The sequence below is a fragment of the Comamonas terrigena NBRC 13299 genome (genome assembly GCF_006740045.1).
In the GTDB taxonomy this organism is placed as follows: Bacteria; Pseudomonadota; Gammaproteobacteria; order Burkholderiales; family Burkholderiaceae_C; genus Comamonas; species Comamonas terrigena.
Window position 1 is genome coordinate 3,732,213 of sequence record NZ_AP019749.1, and the last position, 25,722, is coordinate 3,757,934.

Consider the following 25,722-nt stretch of genomic DNA (forward strand, 5'->3'; position numbering starts at 1 on the left):
CGCTGGATCGCATTCTGAATCCAGAAGAAAAAAGCACCTGCAGCCAGGCTCCAGGTGCTTTTCAAGCTTAACGCTGCACAGTGTTACTTGCAGTGTTCGGTGATAAAAGCCTTGACCTGGTCCACATCGGCAGCCATCACCACCACGCGCTTGGGCAGGTCTTCGATGCCGTCGAACTTGGCAGGACGGTCGGGCAGACGGCCCAGCGCCTCTTCGATGGTCTCCGCAAACTTGATGGGCAAGGCGGTTTCCAGCACGATCATGGGCTCGGCCCCCAGGTGCTCGCGCGCCACCTTCACGCCGTCGGCGGTGTGGGTGTCGATCATCTGGCCAAAGCGCTCGAAGGTGTCCTTGATCGTAGCCAGGCGGTCGGCATGGGTGCTCTTGCCGCTCTCGAAGCCATACTTGGCCTTGGCGCCCTGGAAGGCCGCATCCGCGCTCAAATCGAACTTGCCGGCCTTGGCCACGCCTTCGGCGAACAGCTGTTTGGTGCGCGCGCCATCGCGGCCGACCAGGTCGAACACAAAGCGCTCGAAGTTGCTGGCCTTGGAGATGTCCATCGAGGGGCTGGAGGTCTCATAGGTGTTGGCCGCGCCACGCACCTGGTAGACGCCGGTACGGAAGAACTCGTCCAGCACATCGTTCTCATTCGTGGCCACCACCAGCTTGGCGATCGGCAGGCCCATCTGGCGTGCCACATGGCCGGCGCAGATGTTGCCGAAGTTGCCGCTGGGCACGGTGAAGCTCACCTGCTCGCTGTTGCTGCGCGTGGCCTGCAGATAGCCCGCGAAGTAGTACACCACCTGGGCCAGCAGACGGGCCCAGTTGATGGAGTTGACGGTGCCGATCTTGTACTTGGCCTTGAAGGCGTGGTCGTTGGAGACCGCCTTGACGATGTCCTGGCAGTCGTCGAACACGCCTTCGATGGCGATGTTGTGGATGTTGGCATCCTGCAGGCTGAACATCTGCGCCTGCTGGAAAGGGCTCATGCGGCCATGGGGGCTGGTCATGAAGACGCGCACGCCCTGCTTGCCGCGCATGGCGTATTCGGCCGCGCTGCCGGTGTCACCGCTGGTGGCGCCCAGAATGTTCAGCTCTTCACCGCGGCGGGCCAGTTCGTACTCGAACAGATTGCCCAGCAGCTGCATGGCCATGTCCTTGAAGGCCAGCGTGGGGCCGTTGGACAGGGCTTCGATGTGCAGCACGCCGTCCAGCTGGCGCACCGGCACGATGGCCTCGGTGCCGAAGACTTCCTTCGTATAGGTCTTGGCGCACAGGGCGCGCAGATCGTCGGCCGGAATGTCGTCGATGTACAGCGACAGAATCTCGAACGCCAGCGCGGCATAGCCCTGGGTGGCCAGCGTGGTGCGCAGCTGGGTCAGCTTGGCATCGTCGATCTGGGGGTACTGCACTGGCAGGTACAGGCCGCCATCGGGAGCCAGGCCTTCCAGCAGGATGTCGCAAAAGCGTTTGCGGTCGGCGTGACCGCGGGTGGACAGATAAAGCATGGTGCTTCCTTGTCAGAGGTCGGTAGCGCCGGGCGCTACCGGAAAACAGGCTGGGCCCGGCCCAGGAGCGCCGGGCCGGGGCGCCCCGCAGCGAAAGCGCCAGCCCCCTGCGGCACAGCCGGCACGGGGGCGGCGGCGCAGCCGCTCACGGGGAGAATCAGTTCAACTCTTCCTTGCGGATGCGGGTGATCGGGGCCAGCACGGTGGGCAGGCCCTGGATTTCGGCCAGCGCCTTGTCCATGTCGCCTTCGCGCGTGTCGTGCGTCAGGATGATCAGATCGGTCTGGGTCGACCCTTCGCCACCCACTTCATCGGCTTCCCGCTGCAGCACGGCATCGATGCTGATGCCGGTGTTGGCCAGCAGCGTGGTGATCTTGGCCAGGACTCCGGCTTCGTCGGCCACGCGGATGCGCAGGTAGTAGCTGGTGACCACATCGGCCATGGGCAGCACCGGCAGTTCGCTGCCGGCGGCGGCCAGCGTGCTGCTCTGGAAGGCCAGGGCCGGCACGCGGTGGGCGGGGTCGGAGCCGTCCATGCGGGCGATGTCCACCAGGTCGGCCACCACGGCGGAAGCCGTGGGCTCGGAGCCCGCGCCCTTGCCGTAGTACAGCGTGGTGCCGACGGCATCGCCGTTCACCACCACGGCGTTCATGGGGCCTTCCACATTGGCGATCAGGCGCTTGGCCGGGATCAGGCTGGGGTGCACGCGCAGCTCGATGCCCTTGTCCGTGCGCTTGGTGATGCCCAGCAGCTTGATGCGGTAGCCCAGTTGCTCGGCGTACTTGATGTCGGCCGAAGACAGCTTGGTGATGCCTTCCACATAGGCCTTGTCGAACTGCACGGGGATGCCGAAGGCAATCGCGCTCATCAGGGTGGCCTTGTGGGCCGCATCCACGCCCTCGATGTCGAAGGTGGGGTCGGCTTCGGCATAGCCCAGGCGTTGCGCCTCCTTCAGCACCACATCGAAGTCCAGGCCCTTGTCACGCATTTCGGACAGGATGAAGTTGGTCGTGCCGTTGATGATGCCCGCCACCCACTGGATGGAGTTGGCGGTCAAGCCTTCGCGCAGCGCCTTGATGATGGGGATGCCACCGGCCACGGCCGCTTCATAGGCCACCATCACGCCCTTTTCGGCCGCCGCCTTGAAGATTTCCGTGCCATGCACGGCCAGCAGCGCCTTGTTGGCGGTGACCACATGCTTGCCGGCCGCAATCGCTTCCAGTACCAGGGCCTTGGCAATGCCGTAGCCACCGATCAGCTCCACCACCACGTCGATGTCGGGGTTGGCGATGATCTCGCGCGCATCGCCCACCACCTTGGCAGCGTCGCCCACCACGGCCTTGGCGCGCGTGGTATCCAAGTCGGCCACCATGGCAATCTCAATGCCACGACCCGCGCGACGGCGGATCTCTTCCTGGTTGCGCTGCAGCACGTTGAAAGTGCCGCTGCCCACGGTGCCAATGCCCAACAGGCCTACTTGGATCGGTTTCATAAGGTCTAACGATTACCAGTCAAAAGGGACTGCAGCGCTTACTGGAACTACGCATACAGCTATAAAAAAATTTATGCCACAGCCTTGCTGGGCTTGCCCGGCTTGACCAGCGCGAGCTTGTCGGTGCCGTGGCGCTGGCGGTACTTGGCCAGGAAGGCAGCCAGGCGGTTGATGGCTTCGCGCAGGTCGGCGTCGTGCGGCAGAAAGACGATGCGGAAATGGTCGGGGTGGGGCCAGTTGAAGCCCGTGCCCTGCACCAGCATGACCTTGGTTTCCTGCAGCGCTTCAAGGAAGAACTCCTGGTCGTCCTGGATGGGATAGACCGCGGGGTCCAGGCGCGGGAACATGTACAGCGCGCCCTGGGGCTTGACGCAGCTCACGCCCGGAATCGCATTGATCAGCTCCCAGGCCAGATCGCGCTGCACGCGCAGGCGGCCGCCCTCCTTCACCAGCGCGTCAATGCCCTGGTGGCCGCCCAGTGCCGTCTGCACGGCCCACTGCCCGGGCACGTTGGCGCACAGGCGCATGTTGGACAACATGTTCAGGCCTTCGATGTAGTCCTTGGCGGGCTTCTTGTCGCCCGAGACCACCATCCAGCCCGCACGGTAGCCGCAGCTGCGGTAGGCCTTGGACAGGGAGTTGAAGGTCAGCGTCAGCACATCGGTGGACAGTCCGGCCAGGGGGGTGTGCACGGCATCGTCGTACAGCACCTTGTCGTAGACCTCGTCGGCAAAGATCACCAGGCCGTGCTCGCGGGCCAGTGCCACGATCTCGAGCAGCAGTTCCTTGGAGTACAGCGCGCCCGTGGGGTTGTTGGGGTTGATGACCACAATGCCCTTGGTGCGCGGCGTGATCTTGGCGCGGATGTCGGCCATGTCGGGCATCCAGCCATTGCTCTCATCGCACATGTAGTGCACCGGCGTGCCGCCCGACAGGCTGGTCGCGGCAGTCCACAGCGGATAGTCGGGGGCCGGCAGCAGCATCTCGTCGCCGTTGTCCAGCAAGGCATTGGTGGCCATGCTGATCAGCTCGGAGGCGCCGTTGCCCAGGTAGATGTCATCCAGCGTGACTCCCTTGATGCCCTGGCGCTGGGTTTCGTGCATCACGGCCTTGCGGGCGGCGAAGATACCTTTGCTGTCCGAATAGCCGGCCGAATTGGGCAGGTTGCGAATCATGTCCTGCTGGACCTCTTCCGGCGCATCGAAGCCGAACACCGCCAGATTGCCGATGTTGAGCTTGATGATCTTCTGGCCGTCTTCCTCCACCTTCTTCGCCGCGTCCATGATCGGCCCGCGGATGTCATAGCAGACGTTGGCTAACTTGGCAGATTTCTGGACGGTCTTCATGGGGAGGATTCCGAAGGGCTGGTTGGCGCCAAGGCGCGCCCGCGCCTCGGTGAAACCTATAATTTGACCACAGTTCCGCGCGTATGCCCCATGCGGGTGCGGAATGTGGCTGCGCCCGTTGGGACGGTGTGGCATCTTGAACGCAGAAGGAGCGCCGACCCATGAAATTCCAGCCCGACAAATCCGACACCCTGACACTCACCGGCCACGGCAGCGGCTGGCTGGCCGTGGACCAGGTGCAGTTCACCAGCAGCATGTTGGTGGGCTCCAACGGCCTGCTGCAGGCCTGGAACTGCACCCGTTTCGAAGACCTGACGGCCGAGCACTTTGCGCTGCTGGCCGAACAGCCGGTGGAGGTGGTGATCTTTGGCAGCGGCGCCAAGCTGCGTTTTGTGCCGCCCGCCTGGCTGGCCCCGCTGACGGCCAAGCGCATCGGCGTGGAAACCATGGGCACTCCGGCTGCCTGCCGTACCTATAACGTTTTGTCACAAGAAGGCCGGCCGGTGCTCGCAGCCCTACTCGTGGAGTAGGCTCCTGAGCGGATTCCCTTTTTGAAGCGAATCAGGGTAAAATCGCAGGTTGCGGTCGGGGGCTTACCGAGTTCAAAGCAGCACACCCATACCCTCGGCTTTTTAACGTCCACATCCGAGAGATAGAAGCGCATGGCGATCGTTGTCAACAAACCCCTTCCTGAATTTGAAGCCAACGCAACCGGTGGGATCAAGGTATCCAACACTTCCCATACGGGCCAGATCCTGATCCTGTATTTCTACCCCAAGGACAATACGCCTGGTTGTACCACGGAAGCAATGCAGTTCCGCGATAAGTACAAGGATTTCGAGAAGGCCGGCGCCGCGGTGTTTGGCGTGTCGCGCGACAACATGAAGTCCCATGATGACTTCAAGGAAAAGCTTGAGCTGCCGTTCGAGCTGATCGCCGACACCGAAGAAAAAATGTGCCACATGTTCGGCGTGGTCAAGAACAAGATCATGTACGGCAAAAAGGTCAAGGGCATCGAGCGCTCCACCTTCCTGGTCGGCCCCGACGGCCTGCTGGTGCAGGAGTGGCGCGGCCTGAAGGTCCCCGGCCACGTGGACGAAGTCCTCAAGGCCGTCAAGGGCCTCAAAGCAGCCATCAAAAAGGCCGCTTGATCCACTGGCATTCCGGCGGCCGATCTGGGCCGCCAGATGTGCATAATGGGCCCATGCGTTTGAGCTGTGTGCCCTGCATTTCTTTCCTCCCTACCAAAGCCGCTTGGGTCAGCGATCCGGCGGCTTTGTGCTTTTCTAGCCCTGAAAACAAGGCCTGAACACCATGCCCCTGCCTCCCGCACCGACTCGCCGCGCCTCCCGGCTCGCCAAGGAAGCCTTTGATGCGCCGCTGCGCACCACAAAGCGTGCGGCAGCCGCCCTCGCAGAAGTGGCCGATGACGACGCCATCCAGCCCGCCGCGCCCATGCAGGCCGCGCCTGCTGCCCCCGCCCGAGCGCGCAAGAGCAGCGCCAAGGCATCCCCTCAGAACCACAACCCCCAGGTCAGCAACGCGACCGCTGCAGCCGCCCAGAGCCTGGCCCGCCAGCGCGCCGCGCTGCTGAGCCCGGCCCCGACCGCACCGGTCACGCCAGCCGCCCCCGCAGCCAAGCCTGTAGCCCCCTCCAGCCCCGTCCGGGCAACCGCCGAACCGGCCGCAGCCCCAGAGGCCAGGCGCGGTACGCGCAAGGCAGCGACCAGCACCGCAACGACCGACACCCCCGCCCGCACCAGCAAGAAGCAGCGCGTGGGCCAGAGCACGCTGTTTGTGCTGGACACCAATGTGCTGCTGCACGACCCCAGCAGCCTGTTCCGCTTCCAGGAACACGACATCTTCCTGCCCATGGTGGTGCTGGAAGAGCTGGATGCCCACAAGAAGGGCATGACCGAAGTGGCCCGCAACGGCCGCCAGGTCAGCCGCACCCTGGATGCCCTGGTCGCCGCACAGGAAAACGCCGACCTGGGCTCCGGCCTGCGCCTGGATGCCACGGGCAACAAGGGCAGCACCGGCCACCTGTACTTCCAGACCGAACCGCTGGACTACCAGCTGCCCACCAGCCTGCCGCAAGGCAAGGCCGACAACCAGATCCTGGGCGTGGTCGAAGCCCTGCGCAGCCACAAGAAAGGCCAGCAGGAAGTGGTGCTGGTGTCCAAGGACATCAATATGCGCGTCAAGGCGCGCGCACTGGGCCTGCCGGCCGAGGACTACCAGAACGACAAGGCCCTGGACGATGGCGATCTGCTGTACTCCGGCGCCCTGGCCCTGCCCGCCGACTTCTGGGACAAGGGCGGCAAGCAGGTGGAAAGCTGGCAGGAAAGCGGCCGCAACTTCTACCGCATCACCGGCAGCTTTGCGCAGCAGCTGATGATCAACCAGTTCGTCTACTACGAAGCCCCGGGCGCGCCCAGCCTGTATGCGCGCGTGGTCGAGATCCGCGACAAGACGGCCGTGCTGGAGACACTCAAGGACTACGGCAGCAGCAAGCACACCGTCTGGGGCGTGAACACCCGCAACCGCGAGCAGAACTTCGCCATGAATCTGCTGATGGACCCTGAGGTGGACTTTGTCACCCTCACCGGCACCGCCGGCACCGGCAAGACGCTGATGGCCCTGGCCGCCGGCCTCACGCAAGTGCTGGACGAGCGCCGCTACACCGAGATCATCATGACCCGCGCCACGGTGAGCGTGGGCGAGGACATCGGCTTCCTGCCCGGCACCGAGGAAGAGAAGATGGGCCCCTGGATGGGCGCCCTGGACGACAATCTGGAGTTCCTGGCCAAGGGCGACGGCGGTAACCCCGGCGAATGGGGCCGCGCGGCCACCAACGAGCTGATCCGCAGCCGTATCAAGATCAAGAGCATGAACTTCATGCGTGGCCGTACCTTCCTGAACAAGTACGTCATCATCGACGAGGCGCAGAACCTGACGCCCAAGCAGATGAAGACCCTGATCACCCGTGCCGGCCCCGGCACCAAGATCATCTGCATGGGCAATCTGGCACAGATCGACACCCCCTACCTGACGGAAGGCTCATCCGGTCTGACGTTTGCCGTGGACCGCTTCAAGGGCTGGCCGCACAGCGGCCACATCCAGCTGGCGCGCGGCGAACGCTCGCGCCTGGCGGATTTTGCCAGCGAGGTGTTGTAAGCCATGGCCATCGGTTGGGTTTCCGCGTTAAAGCTGGTGCCCTGGGGCGATGTCATCCAGGCAGCGCCCCATGTGCTCAAGGCCGCCAAGGGGCTGCTGAACAAGTCACCGGCCGAAGGCGGCGGTGATGCCGCCGTAGCGCCCAGCGCACCGGCCGGCATCGCCCTGCCCGCCCAGAATGCGGGCGAGCTGGCACTGCAGCATGTGGCCCAGCTGGAAGCCCGCGTGGCCCAGCTGGAACAGGCCCAGCACGCCTCCGCCCAGCTGATCGAGCAGATGGCCGAGCAGCAGTCCCAGATCGTGCAGACCGTGGGCCTGCTGCGCACCGGTGCCACCCGCCTGGCCTGGGCCTGCGGCGTGCTTGGCGTGGTGGTGATCGGCCTGCTGATCCAGGTGCTGCGCAGCTAGGCTGCGCATCGGACGGCCGGAACAAAACCCGCCGACCCATATCTATGAATACCCCGCCGTAGTCCACCAGGGGTATGCATAGAAAAAAGCAGGGCTGAACGCTACTGCACCGACTGCAACAAAAAGGCCTTGCCAATCGGCAAGGCCTTTTTTCATGGACAGGGTCCGGGTACGGACGGCTGCGGCCTCAGTAGTCGCTGCTGGTGCTGTAGTCCATGGCCAGGTTTTCGAAGCGGGTCTGGTTCTTCTGGAAGAAGAGCTTCACCGTGCCCGTGGGGCCGTTACGCTGCTTGCCGATGATGACCTCCGCAATGTTCGGCTCCTTGCTGTCCTTGTTGTAGTAGTCGTCGCGGTAGATGAACATGATGATGTCCGCATCCTGCTCGATGGCGCCCGATTCACGCAGGTCGGACATCATGGGGCGCTTGTCGGTGCGCTGCTCCACCGAACGGTTCAGCTGCGACAGCGCAATCACCGGGCATTGCAACTCCTTGGCCAGCATCTTCAGGCCCCGGGAGATTTCCCCCAGCTCGGTGGCGCGGTTGTCGGCACTGCCCGCTCCGGAGCCGCTCATCAGCTGCAAGTAGTCCACCACGATCAGACCCAGCTTGCCGCACTGGCGCGCCAGGCGGCGGGCGTTGGCACGCAGCTCGGACGGGGTCAGACCCGGGGTTTCGTCAATGTGCAGGCTCACCGTGCGCAGGCGCTCGATGGCTTCGGTCAGGCGCGGCCACTCTTCATCGGTCAGCTTGCCGGTGCGCAGATTGCCCTGGTTCACCTTGCCGATAGAGCCCACGATACGCACCGCCAGCTGGGCGGCCCCCATTTCCATGGAGAAGATGGCGACCGGCAGGCCTTCGTTCAGTGCCACATGCTCGGCAATGTTCACCGCGAACGAGGTCTTGCCCATGGAAGGACGCGCCGCCAGCACCACCATGTCGCCGGCCTGCAGACCCGATGTCATACGGTCCAGATCAGCGAAGCCCGTGGGCACGCCGGTCACGTCCATGGGGTTGTCAGCCATCTCCTGCACCTGGTCCAGCAGGTTCACGACCAAGGTGTCCAGCGACTGGAAACCCTGCTTCATGCGCGAGCCTTCTTCGCCAATGGCAAAGATCTTCTGCTCGGCCTCATCCAGCACCCGCTCCACGGGCTTGCCCTGGGGATTGAAGGCGTTGGTGGCAATCTCGTCGCTGGCCGTCACCAGCTTGCGCAGGATGGCGCGCTCGCGCACGATTTCCGCGTAGCGGCGGATGTTGGTGGCACTGGGCACGTACTGGGCCAGCTGGTTCAGATACAGCAGACCGCCGATTTCCTCGGCCTTGCCCATGCCCTGCAGGTGCTCGTACACCGTGATCACGTCCGCCGGCTTGGAGGCGTTGATCATCTTGCCGATGGCTTCAAAGATCAGCTGGTGCTCGTGGCGGTAGAAGTCATTGTCCTTGAGCAGGTCACCCACGCGGTCCCAGGCGTTGTTGTCCAGCAGCAGGCCGCCCAGCACCGAGGATTCGGACTCCAGCGAGTGCGGGGGCACCCGCAGCTGCGCCACCTGCTGGTCCGCCACGCCCGAACCGGCAGGGGCGCCAAAAACATCATCGGTATCCAGGGGGGGCATCACAGAAGACATGGGGTTCCCAAACAATCAAGCCCTTGATCGTAGCGCCATGGCAGCGCCGCGTCACGGAGAGTCATCCCGCGCAGGCGGGTGACAAGGGTCATGCGCACCACACTGCTCGCCCCAGGCGCAGCAGCGTGGCACACCGCAGCAGCCCCATCAGGCGCTGCCTGCGCACAGCAGGCCCGGCATCGCCGGCCCTGGTGCAGGAAGTTTCCAGGCGACCCGGCTGGGCCGCAGAAAACACAAAAGCCGCCCAAAGGCGGCTTTTGGTGACAGATCGAAAAGATCCGCGAAAGCTTAGGCGTGGTCGCCAGCCACTTCCACGCTCACTTCCACGACAACGTCGGTGTGCAGAGCCACTTCCACGGTGGAAGCAGACACGGTCTTGATGGGACCGTTGGGCATGCGCACTTGGGACTTGACCACGTCAAAGCCTTGGGCCTTCAGGGCTTCAGCGATGTCGGCGTTGGTCACGGAACCAAACAGACGGCCATCCACGCCAGCCTTTTGCGACAGCTTCACGGTCGTGCCGTTCAGCTTTTCGCCGGAAGCCTGGGCAGCAGCCAGCTTTTCAGCAGCTGCCTTTTCCAGTTCAGCGCGCTTGGCTTCGAATTCAGCCTTGGCTGCTTCGGTAGCGCGACGAGCGCGGCCAGCGGGGATCAGGAAGTTACGTGCGTAACCGTCCTTGACCTTGACGATTTCACCCAGGTTACCCAGGTTCACAACCTTGTCGAGCAGAATGATTTGCATGGTTCGTGCTCCTTAGATCTTGTGCTGGTCGCTGTACGGCAGCATGGCCAGGAAGCGAGCGCGCTTGATGGCAGTGTTCAGCTGACGTTGGTAGATGGCGCGCGTGCCGGTCAGGCGTGCGGGGATGATCTTGCCGTTTTCGGCGATGAAGTCACGCAGGGTGTCGACATCCTTGTAGTCGATTTCGACCACACCAGCCACGGTGAAGCGGCAGAAGCGCTTGCGCTTGAACAGCAGCGACTGGTTGTTGCGCTTGGGGCGCTTGTCTTTGTTGAATTTCTTGAACGTGGCCATTGCTGGACCTCTTGAAAATTAATTTTGTTGAATGTCTTGGATGTGAAGCACCACAGTCTTGCTGTTGCGCGGCGTGGCCAGAAAGCCCTGGAACTTCCAGCTGCTTCCCAGTGCCTGGCGGGCGAGACGCTCTGCCAGCGCACCGAAGGCCACCGCCTTCACCATCGCCTGAACCTTGCGGGCATTGCCGGCTTCTTGTTGCTGCGACTCGTGTTCGAGGCGCATGTCCAAAGCGGGCAATCCGGCGGGCGTGTAGCGCAGGGGCTGAACCTCGGCGATACAGGCGGTCAAGGCAACGTGGTTTTCCACTCCCAAGGGATCAGTGACTACCGGGCAGCTTAGGCTTGTTCAGCTTGGCTGGCCTTGCGGGCTTCTTCACGCTCGACGGTCTTCATCATCGAAGAAGGAGCCGTATCGGCGTTCTTCTTTTGAACCGTCAGGTGACGCAGCACGGCGTCGTTGAACTTGAAGGCATGCTCCAGCTCAGCCATCACAGCCTGGTCGGCTTCGATGTTCAGGCACAGGTAGTGGGCCTTGGCGAGCTTGTTGATCATGTAGGCCAGCTGACGACGGCCCCAGTCTTCTTCACGGTGCACCTTACCGCCGCCGGCGGCAATCATGCCCTTGTAGCGCTCCAGCATGGCTGGAACTTGTTCGCTTTGATCCGGGTGGATCAACAAAATGATTTCGTAATGACGCATGAAAACTCCCTTTTGGGTTAGGCCCCCCGCTGCGTCCTGAAGCGGTGTGGCAAGGCAAAGCGAGCAATTATAGACTTAGGCGTTTTCCCTGTACAGTGACGGCTGGCAAAAAACCGTCTGCCGCAATGGGGACATTGGTTTTCCGGGGAACTTTCCCTTGAAATCCGGCACACCGCCCCCACGGTAGAAGGTATCTTCACCATTCACTGACCACTGCACCCATGTCCGATCAGAACACCAACACCCTACCGGCCGACGCTTCCCCAGAGGAAATGGAGGCCGCGCTGGCCGCCCATGCCGCCGGCGAAATGGACCGTCTGCAGGCGGAGCTGGCCGAGCTGAAAGCCAAGAGTGCAGAACTGGCTGACCAGTTCCTGCGCGCCAAGGCCGAGGCCGAGAACGCCCGCCGCCGCGCCGAAGAAGAAGTCGCCAAGGCCCGCAAGTTCGGCATCGAAAGCTTTGCCGAAAGCCTGCTGCCTGTGATCGACAGCCTGGACGCGGCCCTGGCCATCCAGAACGCCACCCCCGAGCAACTGCGCGAAGGCTCGGACGCCACGCTGCGCCAGCTGGTCCACGCGCTGGAGCGCAACAAGGTGGTGACCATCAATCCGGAAGCCGGCGCCAAGTTCGACCCGCACCAGCACCAGGCCATCTCCATGGTGCCTGCCGAGCAGGAAGCCAACACCATTGTGAGCGTGCTGCAAAAAGGCTACCTGATTGCCGACCGCGTGCTGCGCCCGGCCCTGGTCACCGTGGCCGCCCCCAAGTAAGCAAAAAGAAGACCCTACTGGCTTGAAGACCGGGAATACATCCCTAGCTACCAACCAGTCCACCAAATATTTCACCAATTCGGAGCCTCAAAAATGGGAAAAATCATCGGTATTGACCTGGGCACGACCAACAGCTGCGTTGCCATCATGGAAGGCAACACCACCAAGGTCATCGAAAACAGCGAAGGTGCCCGCACCACGCCGTCCATCATCGCCTACCAAGAAGACGGCGAAATCCTGGTCGGTGCTTCGGCCAAGCGCCAGGCCGTCACCAACCCCAAGAACACGATCTACGCCGCCAAGCGCCTGATCGGCCGCAAGTTCGACGAGAAGGAAGTGCAAAAGGACATCAACCTGATGCCTTTTGAAATCGTCAAGGCCGACAACGGCGACGCCTGGGTGCAGGTGCGCGACCAGAAGCTGGCCCCGCCCCAGATCTCCGCAGAAGTGCTGCGCAAGATGAAGAAGACCGCCGAGGATTACCTGGGCGAAGCCGTGACCGAAGCCGTGATCACCGTGCCGGCCTACTTCAACGACGCACAACGCCAGGCCACCAAGGACGCAGGCCGCATCGCCGGCCTGGAAGTCAAGCGCATCATCAACGAGCCCACTGCCGCAGCCCTGGCCTTCGGCCTGGACAAGACCGGCAAGGGCGACCGCAAGATCGCCGTGTATGACCTGGGTGGCGGTACGTTCGACGTGTCCATCATCGAAATCGCCGACGTGGACGGCGAAAAGCAGTTCGAAGTGCTGTCGACCAACGGCGACACCTTCCTGGGCGGCGAAGACTTCGACCAGCGCATCATCGACTACATCATTGCCGAGTTCAAGAAGGAACAGGGTGTGGACCTGTCCAAGGACGTGCTGGCCCTGCAGCGCCTGAAGGAAGCAGCCGAAAAGGCCAAGATCGAGCTGTCCAGCTCGGCCGCCACCGACATCAACCTGCCCTACATTACTGCGGACGCTTCGGGTCCCAAGCACCTGAACATCAAGCTGACCCGCGCCAAGCTGGAAAGCCTGGTGGAAGAGCTGATTGAGCGCACCATCGCCCCTTGCCGCACCGCCATCAAGGATGCCGGCATTGCCGTGTCCGACATCGACGACATCATCCTGGTCGGCGGCATGAGCCGCATGCCCAAGGTGCAGGAAAAGGTCAAGGAATTCTTCGGCAAGGAGCCCCGCAAGGACGTGAACCCTGACGAAGCCGTGGCCGTGGGCGCTGCCGTGCAAGGCCAGGTGCTGGGCGGTGAACGTTCCGACGTGCTGCTGCTGGACGTGACCCCGCTGTCCCTGGGTATCGAAACCTTGGGCGGTGTCATGACCAAGATGATCACCAAGAACACCACCATCCCGACCAAGTTCGCCCAGACCTTCTCCACCGCCGACGACAACCAGCCGGCCGTGACCATCAAGGTCTACCAAGGCGAGCGCGAGATGGCTTCGGGCAACAAGCTGCTGGGTGAATTCAACCTGGAAGGCATCCCGCCCGCAGCCCGTGGCGTTCCCCAGATCGAAGTGGCGTTCGACATTGACGCCAACGGCATCTTGAACGTCTCGGCCAAGGACAAGGCGTCCGGCAAGGAAAACAAGATCACCATCAAGGCCAACTCCGGTCTGTCCGAAGACGAGATCCAGCAGATGGTCAAGGATGCGGAACTGAACGCAGCCGAAGACAAGAAGAAGCTGGAAATCATCCAGGCCCGCAACCAGGGTGAAGCCACCATCCACAGCGTCAAGAAGAGCCTGACCGAGCACGGTGACGCACTGGACGCCGGCGAGAAGGAAAAGATCGAAGCCGCCATCAAGGACCTGGAAGAAGCCCTCAAGGGTGACGACAAGGCCGCGATCGACGACAAGACCAACGCCCTGATGACCGCCAGCCAGAAGCTGGGCGAGAAGATGTACGCTGACGCCCAGGCTGCCCAAGCCGCAGCGGCCGGTGCCGCAGGCGCCACCGGTGCCGAATCGGCTGCCGGCGCACAACAGGCTTCCAGCAATGCCAGCGACGACGACATCGTTGACGCCGAAGTCAAGGAAGTCAAAAAGTAATTTGATGCAGTAGAGCGGCCGCACGGCCCGCCTGCCGCCGCGCCGGACCCTGGTTTCAGGGCTTGCGCGGCGTTCCTGTTCTGAAGGACCCCACCACTCATGTCCAAACGCGACTATTACGAGGTTCTGGGCGTTGCCAAGACCGCCTCGGACGATGAAATCAAGAAGGCCTACCGCAAGCTGGCCATGAAGTTCCACCCTGACCGCAACCAGGGAGACCAGGCCAAAGAAGCCGAAGAAAAGTTCAAGGAGGTCAAAGAGGCCTACGAGATGCTTTCCGACGGCCAGAAGCGTGCGGCCTATGACCAGTACGGCCACGCCGGCGTGGACCCCAACCGCGGCATGGGCGGCGGTGCGGAAGGCTTTGGCGGTTTCGCCGAAGCGTTTGGCGACATCTTTGGCGACATGTTCGGCCAGAGCCGTGGCGGCCAGGGTCGCGGCGGACGCCAAGTCTACCGTGGCAACGACCTGAGCTACGGCATGGAAATCACGCTGGAAGAAGCGGCCAAGGGCAAGGACGCCCAGATCCGCATCCCCAGCTGGGAAAGCTGCGACACCTGCCACGGCAGCGGCGCCAAGCCCGGCACCCAGCCCAAGACCTGTACCACCTGCGGTGGCCAGGGCTCGGTGCAGATGCGCCAGGGCTTTTTCAGCGTGCAGCAGACCTGCCCGCACTGCCGCGGCACGGGCAAGATCATTCCCGAGCCCTGCACCAGCTGCCACGGCCAGGGAAAGCTCAAGAAGCAGAAGACGCTGGAAGTCAAGATTCCCGCCGGCATCGACGACGGCATGCGCATCCGCAGCGTCGGCAATGGCGAGCCCGGCACCAATGGCGGCCCGGCAGGCGATCTGTACATCGAGATCCGCATCAAGAAGCACGACATCTTCGAGCGCGACGGTGACGATTTGCACTGCCAGGTGCCGGTGAGCTTCATCACCGCGGCCCTGGGTGGCGAGATCGAGGTGCCCACGCTGCAGGGCAAGGCCGCGATCGACATCCCCGAAGGCACCCAGGCCGGCAAGCAGTTCCGTCTGCGCGGCAAGGGCATCAAGGGCGTGCGCTCCAGCTACCCCGGCGATCTGTACTGCCACATCGTGGTGGAAACCCCCGTCAAGCTGACCGAGCACCAGCGCAAGCTGCTGCGCGAGTTGGAAGACTCGCTCAAGAAAGGCGGCTCGCGCCATTCGCCCAGCGGCAGCAGCTGGACCGACAAGCTCAAGAGCTTCTTCAGCTGATTGCGCCATTGCGTCATGACGCGATTGCGCCATTGCGGCGCACCGCGCGCACCACGGAAAACGCAGCCTTCGGGCTGCGTTTTTTTATGCCCTGAAGCGATTTCCACGCGGTGACACCGGCTGCAGCGCCTCTCCTCCCAGGTGGCAGGCGCGCCACACGCTCCATTTCCTCGGCACCCCTTTGACGGGCTCCCGGGACACGCCGTGGGTACCGTCTACGGGCACTTTAGCCCTGGTAAGGCAGTGCGAAAGTGCCTTGCGCGCGTCCCCATGTCACGCAGCCCTGTGCCTACCGCCTTGATTTCACTGGAAAAAGCAGCGCAGGCCGCCGTCCCCCACGCCCCCACGGCGCTAGCGGCGGATCGCCGTGCCACGCAGCCCGCGCCAACCGCGAAGGCGGCCTGCACCGCCGGCCACGCAAGACATCTCATTTGACGATGACTGAGCGGTGATTTACCATGGAAAATCCCCAACACTTCTCCAAACGAGAAGATAAAACGACTCTCCCCCACCATGAGAAATTCCGAGCGCAGTTTTGCGCGACGCATCGACCTGACATCGCTGCAGCTGTTTGTCGCAGTCTGCGAACTGGGCAGCATCGGCCGTGCGGCCGAGCGCGAATACATTGCCGCCTCCGCCGTCAGCAAACGCCTGTCCGACCTGGAAGCTGCGGTCGACACCGCCCTGCTCTACCGCCACAGCCGTGGCGTCACCCTCACCCCTGCCGGCGAAAGCCTGCTGCACCATGCCCGCAACGTGCTGTACGGGCTGGAGCGCATGCAGGGCGAACTCAGCGAATACGCCGAAGGCGTGCGCGGCCATGTGCGCATGCACGCCAACATCTCGGCCATCGTGCAGTTCCTGCCGGAAGACCTGGGCGCTTTTGCCAAGGAACACAGCCAGATCAAGATCGATCTGCAGGAGCACCTGAGCCCCGACGTGATCAGCGCCGTGGCCGAAGGCACGGCCGACATCGGCATCTGCTCGCTGGCCTCCGGCAGCGACAACGGATTGCAAAGCCGCCCTTACCGCAACGACCGCCTGGTGCTGGTCTGCCCCGACCACCACCCGCTGGCCGAACGTGAAAACGTGGCCTTTGACGAGGTGCTGGACTGGGACGTGGTGGGCCTGCATGGCGGCAGCTCCATCAGTCTGGCCATGCGCGGCGCCGCTGCCCGCGCGGGCCAACCGCTGCACCAGCGCATCCAGGTGACCAGCCTGGATGCCATGTGCCGCATGATCGACAACGGCCTGGGCGTGGGCCTGATTCCGGACCGCGCCTTCGAGCTGATGCACGGCGTGGGCCAGCTGCGCGCCGTGCCGCTGACCGATGCCTGGGCGCAGCGCATGCTCAGCCTGGTCGCCCGCGACTTCGACACCTTGCCGGTGACGGCGCGCCTGCTGGTGGAACACCTGAGCCGGTCCGCCCCGCAAGTGCCACAGGCCTTGCAGGCAACTCCCTAGAATCCACCGATTTCAAAAAACCCAACGACCACGAGAACACCATGGGACGCACCCTCTACGACAAGATTTTTGACGAGCACGTCATTCATACCGAAGAAGACGGCACCTCCATCCTCTACATCGATCGCCACCTGGTGCACGAAGTGACCAGCCCCCAGGCCTTCGAAGGTCTGCGCGTGGCCGGCCGTCCGCTGTGGCGCACCAGCTCGGTGGTGGCCACGGCCGACCACAACACCCCGACCACCGGCTGGGAACGCGGCTACGACGGCATTGAAGACCCGATCAGCAAAGAGCAGATCGTCACCCTGAACAGCAACATCGCTGAATTCGGCGCTGCGGCCTTCTTTCCCTTCATGGACAAGGGCCAGGGCATCGTCCACGTGATGGGCCCCGAGCAAGGCGCCACCCTGCCCGGCATGACCGTGGTCTGCGGCGACAGCCACACCTCCACCCACGGCGCATTCGGCGCACTGGCCCATGGCATCGGCACCTCCGAGGTCGAGCACGTGATGGCCACCCAGACCCTGCTGGCCAAGAAGGCCAAGAACATGCTGGTGCAGGTCAATGGCAAGGTCGCTCCCGGCATCACCGCCAAGGACATCGTGCTGGCCATCATCGGCAAGATCGGCACCGCCGGCGGCACGGGCTACACCATTGAGTTTGCCGGCGAAGCCATCCGCGACCTGAGCGTGGAAGGCCGCATGACCGTCTGCAACATGGCCATCGAAGGCGGCGCCCGCGCCGGTCTGGTGGCGGTGGACGACAAGACCATTGCCTATGTGAAAGGCCGCCCGCTGGCGCCCACCGGCGCCGAATGGGATGCCGCCGTGACCTACTGGAAGACGCTGCACTCCGACGCCGATGCCAAGTTCGACCGCGTGGTGGAACTGCATGGCCCCGACATCGTGCCGCAGGTGACCTGGGGCACCTCGCCCGAGATGGTGCTGGGCATCGACGCCCGCGTGCCCGATCCCGACAAGGAAAAGGATGCCAACAAGCGTGGTGCCATCGAACGCGCGCTCACCTATATGAACCTGGAACCCGGCAAGCCGCTGAACGACATCTTTGTCGACAAGGTGTTCATCGGCTCCTGCACCAACAGCCGCATCGAAGACATGCGCGAAGCGGCAGCCGTAGTGAGGAAGCTGGGCCAGAAAGTGGCCAAGAACATCAAGCTGGCCATGGTTGTGCCCGGCTCGGGCCTGGTCAAGGAACAGGCCGAACGCGAAGGCCTGGACCAGATCTTCAAGGCCGCCGGCTTTGAATGGCGTGAACCCGGCTGTTCCATGTGCCTGGCGATGAATGCCGACCGCCTGGAGCCCGGCGAGCGCTGCGCCTCGACGTCCAACCGCAACTTCGAAGGCCGCCAGGGCGCCGGGGGCCGCACCCACCTGGTCAGCCCGGCCATGGCGGCGGCAGCCGCCATCCACGGCCACTTCGTCGACATCCGCAAGTTCGCCTGATACCACCGACCCCGCGAGCCACACCATGAAGCCTTCTATCTCGATCCTCCTGATTGGCCTGGCCTTCACCCTGGGCGCCTGCAACACCGTCCAGGGCATTGGCCAGGACGTGCAGAAAGCCGGCAACGCCATCGAGCGCGCGGCGCGCTGACCCCCGACACACCGATACCGCCATGCAAAAATTCACCGTGCACAAGGGCCTGGTGGCCCCCATGGACCGCGAGAACGTCGACACCGACGCCATCATCCCCAAGCAGTTCCTCAAGTCGATCAAGAAGACCGGCTTCGGCGTGAACGCTTTTGACGAATGGCGCTACCTGGACCAGCCCGGCCAGCCCGGCGTCCCCGAATCGGCCCGCAAGCCCAACCCCGACTTCGTGCTGAACCAGCCGCGCTACAAGGGCTCCAGCGTCCTGCTGGCACGCGCCAACTTCGGCTGTGGCTCCAGCCGCGAGCACGCCCCCTGGGCGCTGGACCAGTACGGCTTCCGCGCCATCTTGGCTCCCAGCTTTGCCGACATCTTCTTCAACAACTGCTTCAAGAACGGTCTGCTGCCCATCGTGCTGCCGGCGGCCACCATCGATCTGCTGTTCAACGAAGTGGCGGCCTTCCCCGGCTACGAGCTGACCATTGATCTGGAGCGCCAGGTCATCGTGCGTCCCCAGGGCGAGGAAATCCCCTTCGACGTGATCGCCTTCCGCAGGTACTGCCTGCTCAATGGCTTTGACGACATCGGCCTGACCCTGCGCCACGCCGACAAGATCAAGGCGTTCGAAGCCGAGCGCCTGGCGCAAAAGCCCTGGCTGTCCCACCGTCTGGTGCAGGGCTGAGCCCGTTTTCGTCGACCACAATTAAAAAACAGGCGCGCACGCAGGGAGCCCCGGCCTGCGCAGCCACACCATCAGGAAGAGATATGACCCATAAGATCGCCGTACTGCCGGGTGACGGCATTGGACCCGAAATCGTTGCCGAAGCCGTCAAGGTGCTGAACGCGCTGGACCTGGATCTGGAGCTGCAATCCGCCCCCGTCGGTGGCGCGGCCTATGCGGCCCACGGCCACCCCCTGCCCGAAGCCACGCTGAAGCTGGCCATGGAATCCGACGCCGTGCTGTTCGGCGCCGTGGGCGACTGGAAGTACGACACGCTGGAGCGCCATCTGCGCCCCGAGCAGGCCATTCTGGGCCTGCGCAAGCACATGGGCCTGTTTGCCAACTTCCGCCCGGCCATCTGCTACAAGGAACTGACCCACGCCTCGAGCCTGAAGCCCGAGCTGGTGGCAGGCCTGGACATCCTGATCATCCGCGAGCTGACTGGCGACATCTACTTCGGCCAGCCGCGCGGCCGCCGCGTGGCCACCGACGGCCACTTCCCCGGTGCCGAGGAAGCGTTCGACACCATGCGCTACTCCAAGCCCGAGATCGAGCGCATCGCCCATGTGGCGTTCCAGGCCGCCCGCAAGCGCGGCAAGAAGGTCACCAGCGTGGACAAGGCCAATGTGCTGGAAACCTTCCAGTTCTGGAAGGATGTGGTCACCGAAGTGGGCCAGCAGTACCCCGATGTGGCGCTAGACCATATGTACGTGGACAACGCCGCCATGCAGCTGGTCAAGGAACCCAAGCGCTTTGACGTGGTGGTGACCGGCAATATGTTCGGCGACATCCTGTCCGACGAAGCCTCGATGCTGACCGGCTCCATCGGCATGCTGCCCTCCGCCAGCCTGAACGACAAGAAGCAGGGCCTGTACGAACCCAGCCACGGCTCGGCCCCCGACATCGCCGGCAAGGGCATTGCCAACCCGCTGGCCACCATCCTGAGCGCCGCCATGCTGCTGCGCTTCAGCCTGGGCCTGGAAGATGCCGCCCAGAAGATCGAAGCCGCTGTGCAGAAGGTGCTGGCCGACGGTCTGCGCACGCCCGATATCTACAGCGAAGGCACCACCAAGGTCTCCACCCGCGAAATGGGTGACGCCGTGGTCGCCGCACTGCAAGCCTGATAGCAGCCCATGCGCCCGCAGCCACCGCTGCGGGCCTCCAGGCTTTTCTTTCCACCCCGGCCATGCAGGTGGATGGAAAGGCCTTTTCGCTGGCTGCGCCACTGCAGGCAGTGCGCACCAACTGCAATTCGTCAAAAATAAGTAGCTGTTTTCGTCATTTCGACGAATCCATTCTCCACTTTCGCCGTCGCCAAAGGCTGTGCCTTGGCTAGAATGGCAACTCTTATGTGCGCCCACCGCTTCACCGTCTCGCTGAACATCGCCTCTGCCGCCCTGGCTGGCGTGGCTGCGCGCGCACACATCTCCACCACCATTAAGACGATTACAGGCTGACCCAGCCCGGTTCGTCTTGCGCCCTTCATCCGGCCCCGACGAGCCGGGCGACGACAGTCTGCACACACTGTTTTCACCACTGAAAGGGCAATTTCAAATGAGCAAGCAATTGGTAGGTCTGGTCGGCTGGCGCGGCATGGTCGGCTCCGTGCTGATGGACCGCATGCAGGCCGAAGGCGACTTCGCGCTGATCGAGCCAGTGTTCTTCTCCACCTCCAATGCCGGCGGGAAGGCCCCTGCGATGGCCACGGTGCACACCCAGCTCAAGGATGCCAACGACATCGCCGAGCTGTCCAAGTGCGACATCATCATCACCTGCCAGGGCGGTGACTACACCAAGGAAGTCTTCCCCCAGATCCGCGCTGCCGGCTGGAACGGCCACTGGATCGATGCCGCCTCCTCGCTGCGCATGGAAGACAACGCCGTCATCGTGCTGGACCCCGTCAACGACGACCTGATCAAGAGCAAGCTGGCGGCCGGCGGCAAGAACTGGATCGGCGGCAACTGCACCAACTCCATCCTCCTGATGGGCCTGGGCGGTCTGTTCAAGGCCGGTCTGGTGGAATGGGTGTCGTCCATGACCTACCAGGCTGCCTCGGGCGGCGGCGCCAACCACATGCGCGAACTGCTCAAGGGCATGGGCGTGGTGCACGCTGCAGTGGCCGATGAGCTGGCCACGCCGGCTTCCGCCATTCTGGACATCGACCGCAAGGTGGCTGCGACCATCCGCGAAGACGTGCCCACCGAATTCTTCGGCGCCCCGCTGGCTGGCGGCCTGATCCCCTGGATCGACGCCCAGCTGCCCAACGGCCAGTCCAAGGAAGAGTGGAAGGGCCAGGCCGAAGTCAACAAGATCCTTGGCACCGACGCCACCATCCCGGTCGATGGCCTGTGCGTGCGCATCGGCGCCATGCGCTGCCACAGCCTGGCGCTGACCCTGAAGCTGAAGAAGGACCTGCCCCTGGAGGAGATCGAAGCCCTCATCAAGGCCGGCAACCCCTGGGTGAAATTCGTCGCCAACGAACGCGCGCTGACCGTCAAGGAACTGACTCCTGCCGCCACCACCGGCGGCCTGGAAGTGGCCGTGGGCCGCGTGCGCAAGCTGAACATGGGTCCGGAGTACCTGTCGGCCTTCGTGATCGGCGACCAGCTGCTGTGGGGCGCTGCCGAGCCACTGCGCCGCATGCTGCGCATCCTGCTGGCGGCCTGAGGCCCACCGGACACGGACACCAAAGGGGCCTGAGGCCCCTTTTTTGTTGCTGCTCCATTTTTCATAGCACCTGCTACACCGGGCGCAACGACAGAAGGCCTGGCGGCATGTGTCATGGAAACAACGGTCTGCGGCACCTGCATGCACCGCGCGCGGCGCTGCCGCACACTGTACCGGCTGGCCATGGCAAAGCGTCTGTGTCATGTCCCCCGGTGCCCGCACCCTGGATGCATCCCCACCGGGGAGGCCGACAAGACCCACCGATGTGAGGCGATGCCGTGCCTTGGTCATAATCTGGGCCTGGCCCTTGCGGTCCGCTGCCGGCAACGTTGCTGCCCAGGTGGGCCCCAACTGGATGGATCCACGGGAGCCCTTTGCGATCAACGACTGCCGCCCGGCGGCATAACCACACCACACGCACAATGCATCGTTGGAAACTCTCAGCCCTTGCCGCTGCGGCCTTTGCCTCTGCCGCACTGACCCCCACCGACGCTTCGGCTCTGACCCTGGGTCGCATCGCGGTGCAGTCCGCACTCGGCGAACCGCTGCGCGCCGAAATTGACGTGCCCCAGGCCACGGCCGCCGAGCTGGATGCCCTGCAGGCCCGCATCGCCAACCCGGATGTGTTCAAGGCCCATGGCATGGAATACTCGAATTCCGCCCGCCAGGTGCAGGTGGAAGTGGTGCGCCAGCCTGACGGCACGGCCAAGCTCAAGCTCAGCAGCCGCAGCCCGGTGAGCGATCCCTTCATGGACCTGGTGATCGACGCCAACTGGGCAGCGGGCCATCTGGTGCGCAGCTACACCCTGCTGCTGGATCCCGCCCCCACCCCGCAGGCCACGCCAACGTCGGCGCCCACGAACGCCCCGCAGATCAGCGCCAGCCGCCCTGCCCCCGCCCCGGCGTCTGTCACCGGGCGGACCGTCAGCAGCGATGGTGCCGCCCCCGTGGCCGCAGCGCCCGCATCTGCCCCCGCCAAGGCTGCTGCCAGCAGCGGCAGCGTGACCGTGCGGGCCGGTGACACCGCCGGGCAACTGGCCAATGCCCAGCGCCCCGCCGGCGTCTCGCTGGACCAGATGCTGGTGGCCATGCTGCGCGCCAACCCGAATGCCTTCGTCAACGGCAACGTCAACCGCCTGCGTGCCGGCAGCGTGGTGCAGATGCCCAGCAAGGACCAGGCAACCGCCACCACGGCCCAGGAAGCCCGCCAGATCGTGGCGGCCCAGAGCCGTGACTTCAACGAATTCCGCCGCCGCCTCGCCGGCAAGGCCCAGGAAGCCAAGGTGGCCGCCGCCGAGCGCGCCTCTTCCGGCCAGGTGCAGGCCCAGGTGCAGGACAACAGCGCCGCCGCCGCAGCCGCCGACAAGCTGACGCTGAGCAAGGGCGCGCTGAACCAGCACGCGGCCGAGGAAAAGCTGGCCAAGGACAAGCAGGCCAGCGCCCAGGCCGATCGCGTGGGCGAGCTGCAACGCAATCTGTCCGAGCTGCAGAAAGTGGCGTCGGCCTCCGCGCCAGCAGCCCCCGCTGGTGCTGCCAGCGCCGCAGCCGCCCCTGCGGCCGCTGCCACACCCGGCGTGACGCTGCCCGTGGAAGCCCCGGTGGCCGCTGCTGCGACAGCCGACGCCAGCGCAACCACGCCGTCACCCGCCGCGGCAGAGACCCCGTCCGCCGAAGCCTCGGCGGCCCCCCCCGAAGGTACGGCGCCTGACAGCACGGCGCCCGCTGCTACAGAAGCGGCTGCCGCTGCGGCAACGCCCCAGCCCACCGCTGCAGCGGCTCCGGCACCAGTGCCCGCTCCTGCCCCCGGTGCGCTGGACGCGCTGACCGGCGGCAACCCGCTGGTCCTGCCCGCCGCCGGTGGCGTACTGGCCTTGCTGCTGGGCCTGCTGGGCTGGCGCATCGCACAGCGCCGCCGTGCCCCACAGGATGCCGCAGCCGACACGGCTTCCGACAGCCCCGTGCCGCCCGATGCCTTCTTTGCCGACAGCGGCGGCCAACAGGTCGACACCCACCAGGACGCCGCAGCCGACAGCACGGCCCCGGCCGAAGTGCCCAGTCAGCTGGACAGCGACGACACGGTCGATCCGGTGGCCGAAGCCGAGGTCTACTTGGCCTATGGCCGCGATGTGCAGGCCGAGGAAATCCTGCTGGAGGCGCTGCGCACCCAGCCGGAACACCTGGGCGTGCACATGAAGCTGGCCGAAATCCACGCCAAGCGCCAGAACGCCAAGGCCCTGGAAGCCACGGCCCTGGCCGTGCAAGCACTCACCCATGGCGTCGGCCCCAGCTGGGACCGCATTGTGGAACTGGGTCAATCCGTGGACGCCGGCAACCCTCTGTACCAGGAGGCCCCCGCACCCACCGCACCCAGCACCAGCGCCTTTGCCGACGCGCTGGCCAAGAGCCATGCCGCGCCTGCGGCGGCGGTCTCCGCGGCCGCGGCGCAAGCCGCTGGCTCGGCACTGGGCCAGCACCTGCCGCCCGACCTGGATCTGAACCTGGACCTGCCCGGTGCGACCTCCAGCGCCGAAGCAACCGAGGCCGCAGCGCCCGTGGCCGAGCCCGAGCTGTCCGAGCCGGACCTGGCGGCGCTGGAACCCGACTGGGACACGCCGGAAGAACCGGCCGCCCCTGCGCAGGTGGTGGAGCCGCTTGCTGCCGCAACACCCGAGCTCCAGAAACCACCGGAGCTGGAGACGCTGGACTTCACGCTGGACGACGAACCCGCCACCGTGCCCACCCCTGCCGCAGTCTCTGCCGCCGACATCGACCTGGGGCTGAACCTGGGTGATCTGGACCTGGACCTGGGCGATGCCCCGGCCCCGGACACTGCCGCAGCCCCTGCGGTGGCCGATGACCCCCTGTCCACCAAGCTGGACCTGGCCCGCGAATTCCACGCCATCGGCGACAGCGAAGGCGCACGCACCCTGGTCGAGGAAGTGATTGCCGAAGCGTCCGGTGACCTCAAGGAACGTGCCCAAAACCTGCTTGCCGAAATCGATTGATGCTGTTTCTGTGTTTTTCGCCGGCGCATGGCGCTGGACCTGAGGGCCGGCCATGCGCATAGCCCTCGGGGTCTCCTACAACGGCCAGGCCTACAACGGCTGGCAAAGTCAACCGTCCGGCAACACCGTGCAGGACCACCTCGAAGCGGCCCTGGGCCGCTTCACTGCTCAGGAGGTATCCACCATCTGCGCGGGCCGCACCGATGCCGGTGTGCACGGCCTGATGCAGGTGGTGCATTTCGACACCGCGCTGCAGCGTGCGCCCAACTCCTGGGTGCGTGGCACCAACACCTTTCTGCCCAAGGACATCGCCGTGCAGTGGGCCGCCGAGGTCCCGGAGGGCCTGGATGGCTTCCATTCCCGCGCCTGCGCCACGGCCCGCCGCTATGCCTATGTGCTGCTGCAGTCGCCCGTGCGCCCCAGCGTGGACCATGGCCGGGTGGGCTGGATCTTTCAGCCGCTGGACGCCGAACGCATGCGGGCAGCGGCCGCGCTGCTGCTGGGCGAGCACGATTTTTCATCCTTTCGTGCGGCCGGTTGCCAGGCCAAGACCCCCGTCAAGACCCTGCACCGCATCGACATCCGCTACCGCCCGGCCGGACAGGCCCCCATGCGCGACGGGCAGATGGACTGCGGTTACTGGCACTTCGAATTCGAAGGCAATGCCTTCTTGCACCACATGATCCGCAACATCATGGGCTGCCTGCTGTATGTGGGCCAGGGCACCAAGCCGGTGGAATGGGTGCAGCAGGTGCTGGATGCCCGCTCGCGCGAGGTGGCAGCGCCCACGTTTTCGCCCGACGGACTGTATTTTCTCGGTCCCATCTACGATGCACGCTGGGGCCTGCCGACCGACACGCCCCCGTTTGCCTGGCTGCCCTGAGCGGCCGCGCGCTTTTGACGGC

General features: G+C 64.5%; 23 protein-coding genes. 15 read left to right on the forward strand and 8 right to left on the reverse strand.

Annotated elements, in window-relative coordinates; genetic code table 11:
* Positions 1–83: 83 nt before the first annotated feature.
* From thrC to CT3_RS17000, 3 genes are all read right to left on the reverse strand, one after another.
* A complete protein-coding gene (gene thrC / locus CT3_RS16990; RefSeq protein WP_066536987.1) occupies positions 84–1,508 on the reverse strand; it encodes a threonine synthase in 1,425 nt (474 codons plus the stop codon).
* 157 nt (positions 1,509–1,665) lie between these two features.
* Positions 1,666–3,000, reverse strand: a complete 1,335-nt coding sequence (locus tag CT3_RS16995; RefSeq protein ID WP_066536988.1) for a homoserine dehydrogenase — start codon at positions 2,998–3,000, stop codon at positions 1,666–1,668.
* A gap of 71 nt (positions 3,001–3,071) precedes the next feature.
* Positions 3,072–4,346 carry a pyridoxal phosphate-dependent aminotransferase gene (locus CT3_RS17000; RefSeq protein WP_066536989.1) on the reverse strand — a complete coding sequence of 425 codons (1,275 nt, stop codon included), beginning with the start codon at positions 4,344–4,346 and terminating at the stop codon, positions 3,072–3,074.
* Positions 4,347–4,507: 161 nt separating this feature from the next.
* On the opposite strand from CT3_RS17000, the gene CT3_RS17005 reads away from it, so the two are divergent.
* The 4 genes from CT3_RS17005 to CT3_RS17020 all read left to right on the forward strand — a co-directional run bounded on the left by CT3_RS17005 (position 4,508) and on the right by CT3_RS17020 (position 7,931).
* Positions 4,508–4,876: an Mth938-like domain-containing protein gene (locus CT3_RS17005; protein ID WP_066536991.1), complete on the forward strand. Its 369-nt coding sequence runs from the start codon at positions 4,508–4,510 to the stop codon at positions 4,874–4,876.
* Between the two features lie 132 nt (positions 4,877–5,008).
* A complete protein-coding gene (locus CT3_RS17010) occupies positions 5,009–5,497 on the forward strand; it encodes a peroxiredoxin (RefSeq protein ID WP_066536993.1) in 489 nt (162 codons plus the stop codon).
* 163 nt (positions 5,498–5,660) lie between these two features.
* Positions 5,661–7,523, forward strand: a complete 1,863-nt coding sequence (locus CT3_RS17015) for a PhoH family protein (protein ID WP_066536994.1) — start codon at positions 5,661–5,663, stop codon at positions 7,521–7,523.
* 3 nt (positions 7,524–7,526) lie between these two features.
* Positions 7,527–7,931 (forward strand): hypothetical protein, encoded by a 405-nt coding sequence (locus CT3_RS17020; protein WP_066536995.1) that lies wholly within the window; start codon positions 7,527–7,529, stop codon positions 7,929–7,931.
* Positions 7,932–8,118: 187 nt separating this feature from the next.
* Here CT3_RS17020 and dnaB read toward each other — a convergent pair whose 3' ends face one another.
* The 5 genes from dnaB to rpsF all read right to left on the reverse strand — a co-directional run bounded on the left by dnaB (position 8,119) and on the right by rpsF (position 11,294).
* Positions 8,119–9,558, reverse strand: a complete 1,440-nt coding sequence (gene dnaB / locus CT3_RS17025) for a replicative DNA helicase (RefSeq protein ID WP_066536996.1) — start codon at positions 9,556–9,558, stop codon at positions 8,119–8,121.
* Positions 9,559–9,846: 288 nt separating this feature from the next.
* Positions 9,847–10,299 (reverse strand): 50S ribosomal protein L9, encoded by a 453-nt coding sequence (rplI, locus tag CT3_RS17030; RefSeq protein ID WP_066536997.1) that lies wholly within the window; start codon positions 10,297–10,299, stop codon positions 9,847–9,849.
* Between the two features lie 12 nt (positions 10,300–10,311).
* Positions 10,312–10,593 carry a 30S ribosomal protein S18 gene (rpsR, locus tag CT3_RS17035; protein WP_066536999.1) on the reverse strand — a complete coding sequence of 94 codons (282 nt, stop codon included), beginning with the start codon at positions 10,591–10,593 and terminating at the stop codon, positions 10,312–10,314.
* A gap of 18 nt (positions 10,594–10,611) precedes the next feature.
* A complete protein-coding gene (gene priB / locus CT3_RS17040) occupies positions 10,612–10,902 on the reverse strand; it encodes a primosomal replication protein N (RefSeq protein WP_066537001.1) in 291 nt (96 codons plus the stop codon).
* Between the two features lie 29 nt (positions 10,903–10,931).
* Positions 10,932–11,294, reverse strand: coding sequence for a 30S ribosomal protein S6 (rpsF, locus tag CT3_RS17045; protein WP_066537003.1), 363 nt, complete (start codon positions 11,292–11,294; stop codon positions 10,932–10,934).
* Positions 11,295–11,515: 221 nt separating this feature from the next.
* Between rpsF and grpE the strand changes: the two genes are divergently transcribed.
* The 11 genes from grpE (at position 11,516) to truA (ending at position 25,700) form a co-directional block, all read left to right on the forward strand.
* Positions 11,516–12,064, forward strand: a complete 549-nt coding sequence (grpE, locus tag CT3_RS17050) for a nucleotide exchange factor GrpE (protein WP_066537004.1) — start codon at positions 11,516–11,518, stop codon at positions 12,062–12,064.
* Between the two features lie 93 nt (positions 12,065–12,157).
* Positions 12,158–14,113 (forward strand): molecular chaperone DnaK, encoded by a 1,956-nt coding sequence (dnaK, locus tag CT3_RS17055; protein ID WP_066537005.1) that lies wholly within the window; start codon positions 12,158–12,160, stop codon positions 14,111–14,113.
* A 99-nt stretch (positions 14,114–14,212) separates the two neighbouring features.
* Positions 14,213–15,349 carry a molecular chaperone DnaJ gene (gene dnaJ, locus CT3_RS17060; protein ID WP_066537006.1) on the forward strand — a complete coding sequence of 379 codons (1,137 nt, stop codon included), beginning with the start codon at positions 14,213–14,215 and terminating at the stop codon, positions 15,347–15,349.
* Positions 15,350–15,862: 513 nt separating this feature from the next.
* The gene (locus CT3_RS17065) at positions 15,863–16,813 is read left to right on the forward strand and encodes a LysR family transcriptional regulator (protein WP_066537015.1); all 951 of its coding nucleotides are present in this window, start codon (positions 15,863–15,865) and stop codon (positions 16,811–16,813) included.
* Between the two features lie 41 nt (positions 16,814–16,854).
* Positions 16,855–18,276: a 3-isopropylmalate dehydratase large subunit gene (gene leuC / locus CT3_RS17070; RefSeq protein WP_066537018.1), complete on the forward strand. Its 1,422-nt coding sequence runs from the start codon at positions 16,855–16,857 to the stop codon at positions 18,274–18,276.
* 25 nt (positions 18,277–18,301) lie between these two features.
* Complete coding sequence (locus tag CT3_RS17075) at positions 18,302–18,427, forward strand: entericidin A/B family lipoprotein (protein WP_066537020.1); 126 nt, start codon at positions 18,302–18,304, stop codon at positions 18,425–18,427.
* A 22-nt stretch (positions 18,428–18,449) separates the two neighbouring features.
* Positions 18,450–19,106: a 3-isopropylmalate dehydratase small subunit gene (gene leuD / locus CT3_RS17080; protein ID WP_066537023.1), complete on the forward strand. Its 657-nt coding sequence runs from the start codon at positions 18,450–18,452 to the stop codon at positions 19,104–19,106.
* Positions 19,107–19,189: 83 nt separating this feature from the next.
* On the forward strand, positions 19,190–20,269 hold the full coding sequence (leuB, locus tag CT3_RS17085) for a 3-isopropylmalate dehydrogenase (RefSeq protein ID WP_066537024.1): 1,080 nt from the start codon (positions 19,190–19,192) through the stop codon (positions 20,267–20,269).
* A gap of 430 nt (positions 20,270–20,699) precedes the next feature.
* Positions 20,700–21,812, forward strand: a complete 1,113-nt coding sequence (asd, locus tag CT3_RS17090) for an aspartate-semialdehyde dehydrogenase (RefSeq protein WP_066537026.1) — start codon at positions 20,700–20,702, stop codon at positions 21,810–21,812.
* A gap of 422 nt (positions 21,813–22,234) precedes the next feature.
* Positions 22,235–24,817: a motility hub landmark protein FimV gene (locus tag CT3_RS17095; RefSeq protein ID WP_066537029.1), complete on the forward strand. Its 2,583-nt coding sequence runs from the start codon at positions 22,235–22,237 to the stop codon at positions 24,815–24,817.
* Positions 24,818–24,869: 52 nt separating this feature from the next.
* Complete coding sequence (gene truA / locus CT3_RS17100; RefSeq protein WP_066537041.1) at positions 24,870–25,700, forward strand: tRNA pseudouridine(38-40) synthase TruA; 831 nt, start codon at positions 24,870–24,872, stop codon at positions 25,698–25,700.
* Positions 25,701–25,722 lie beyond the last annotated feature (22 nt).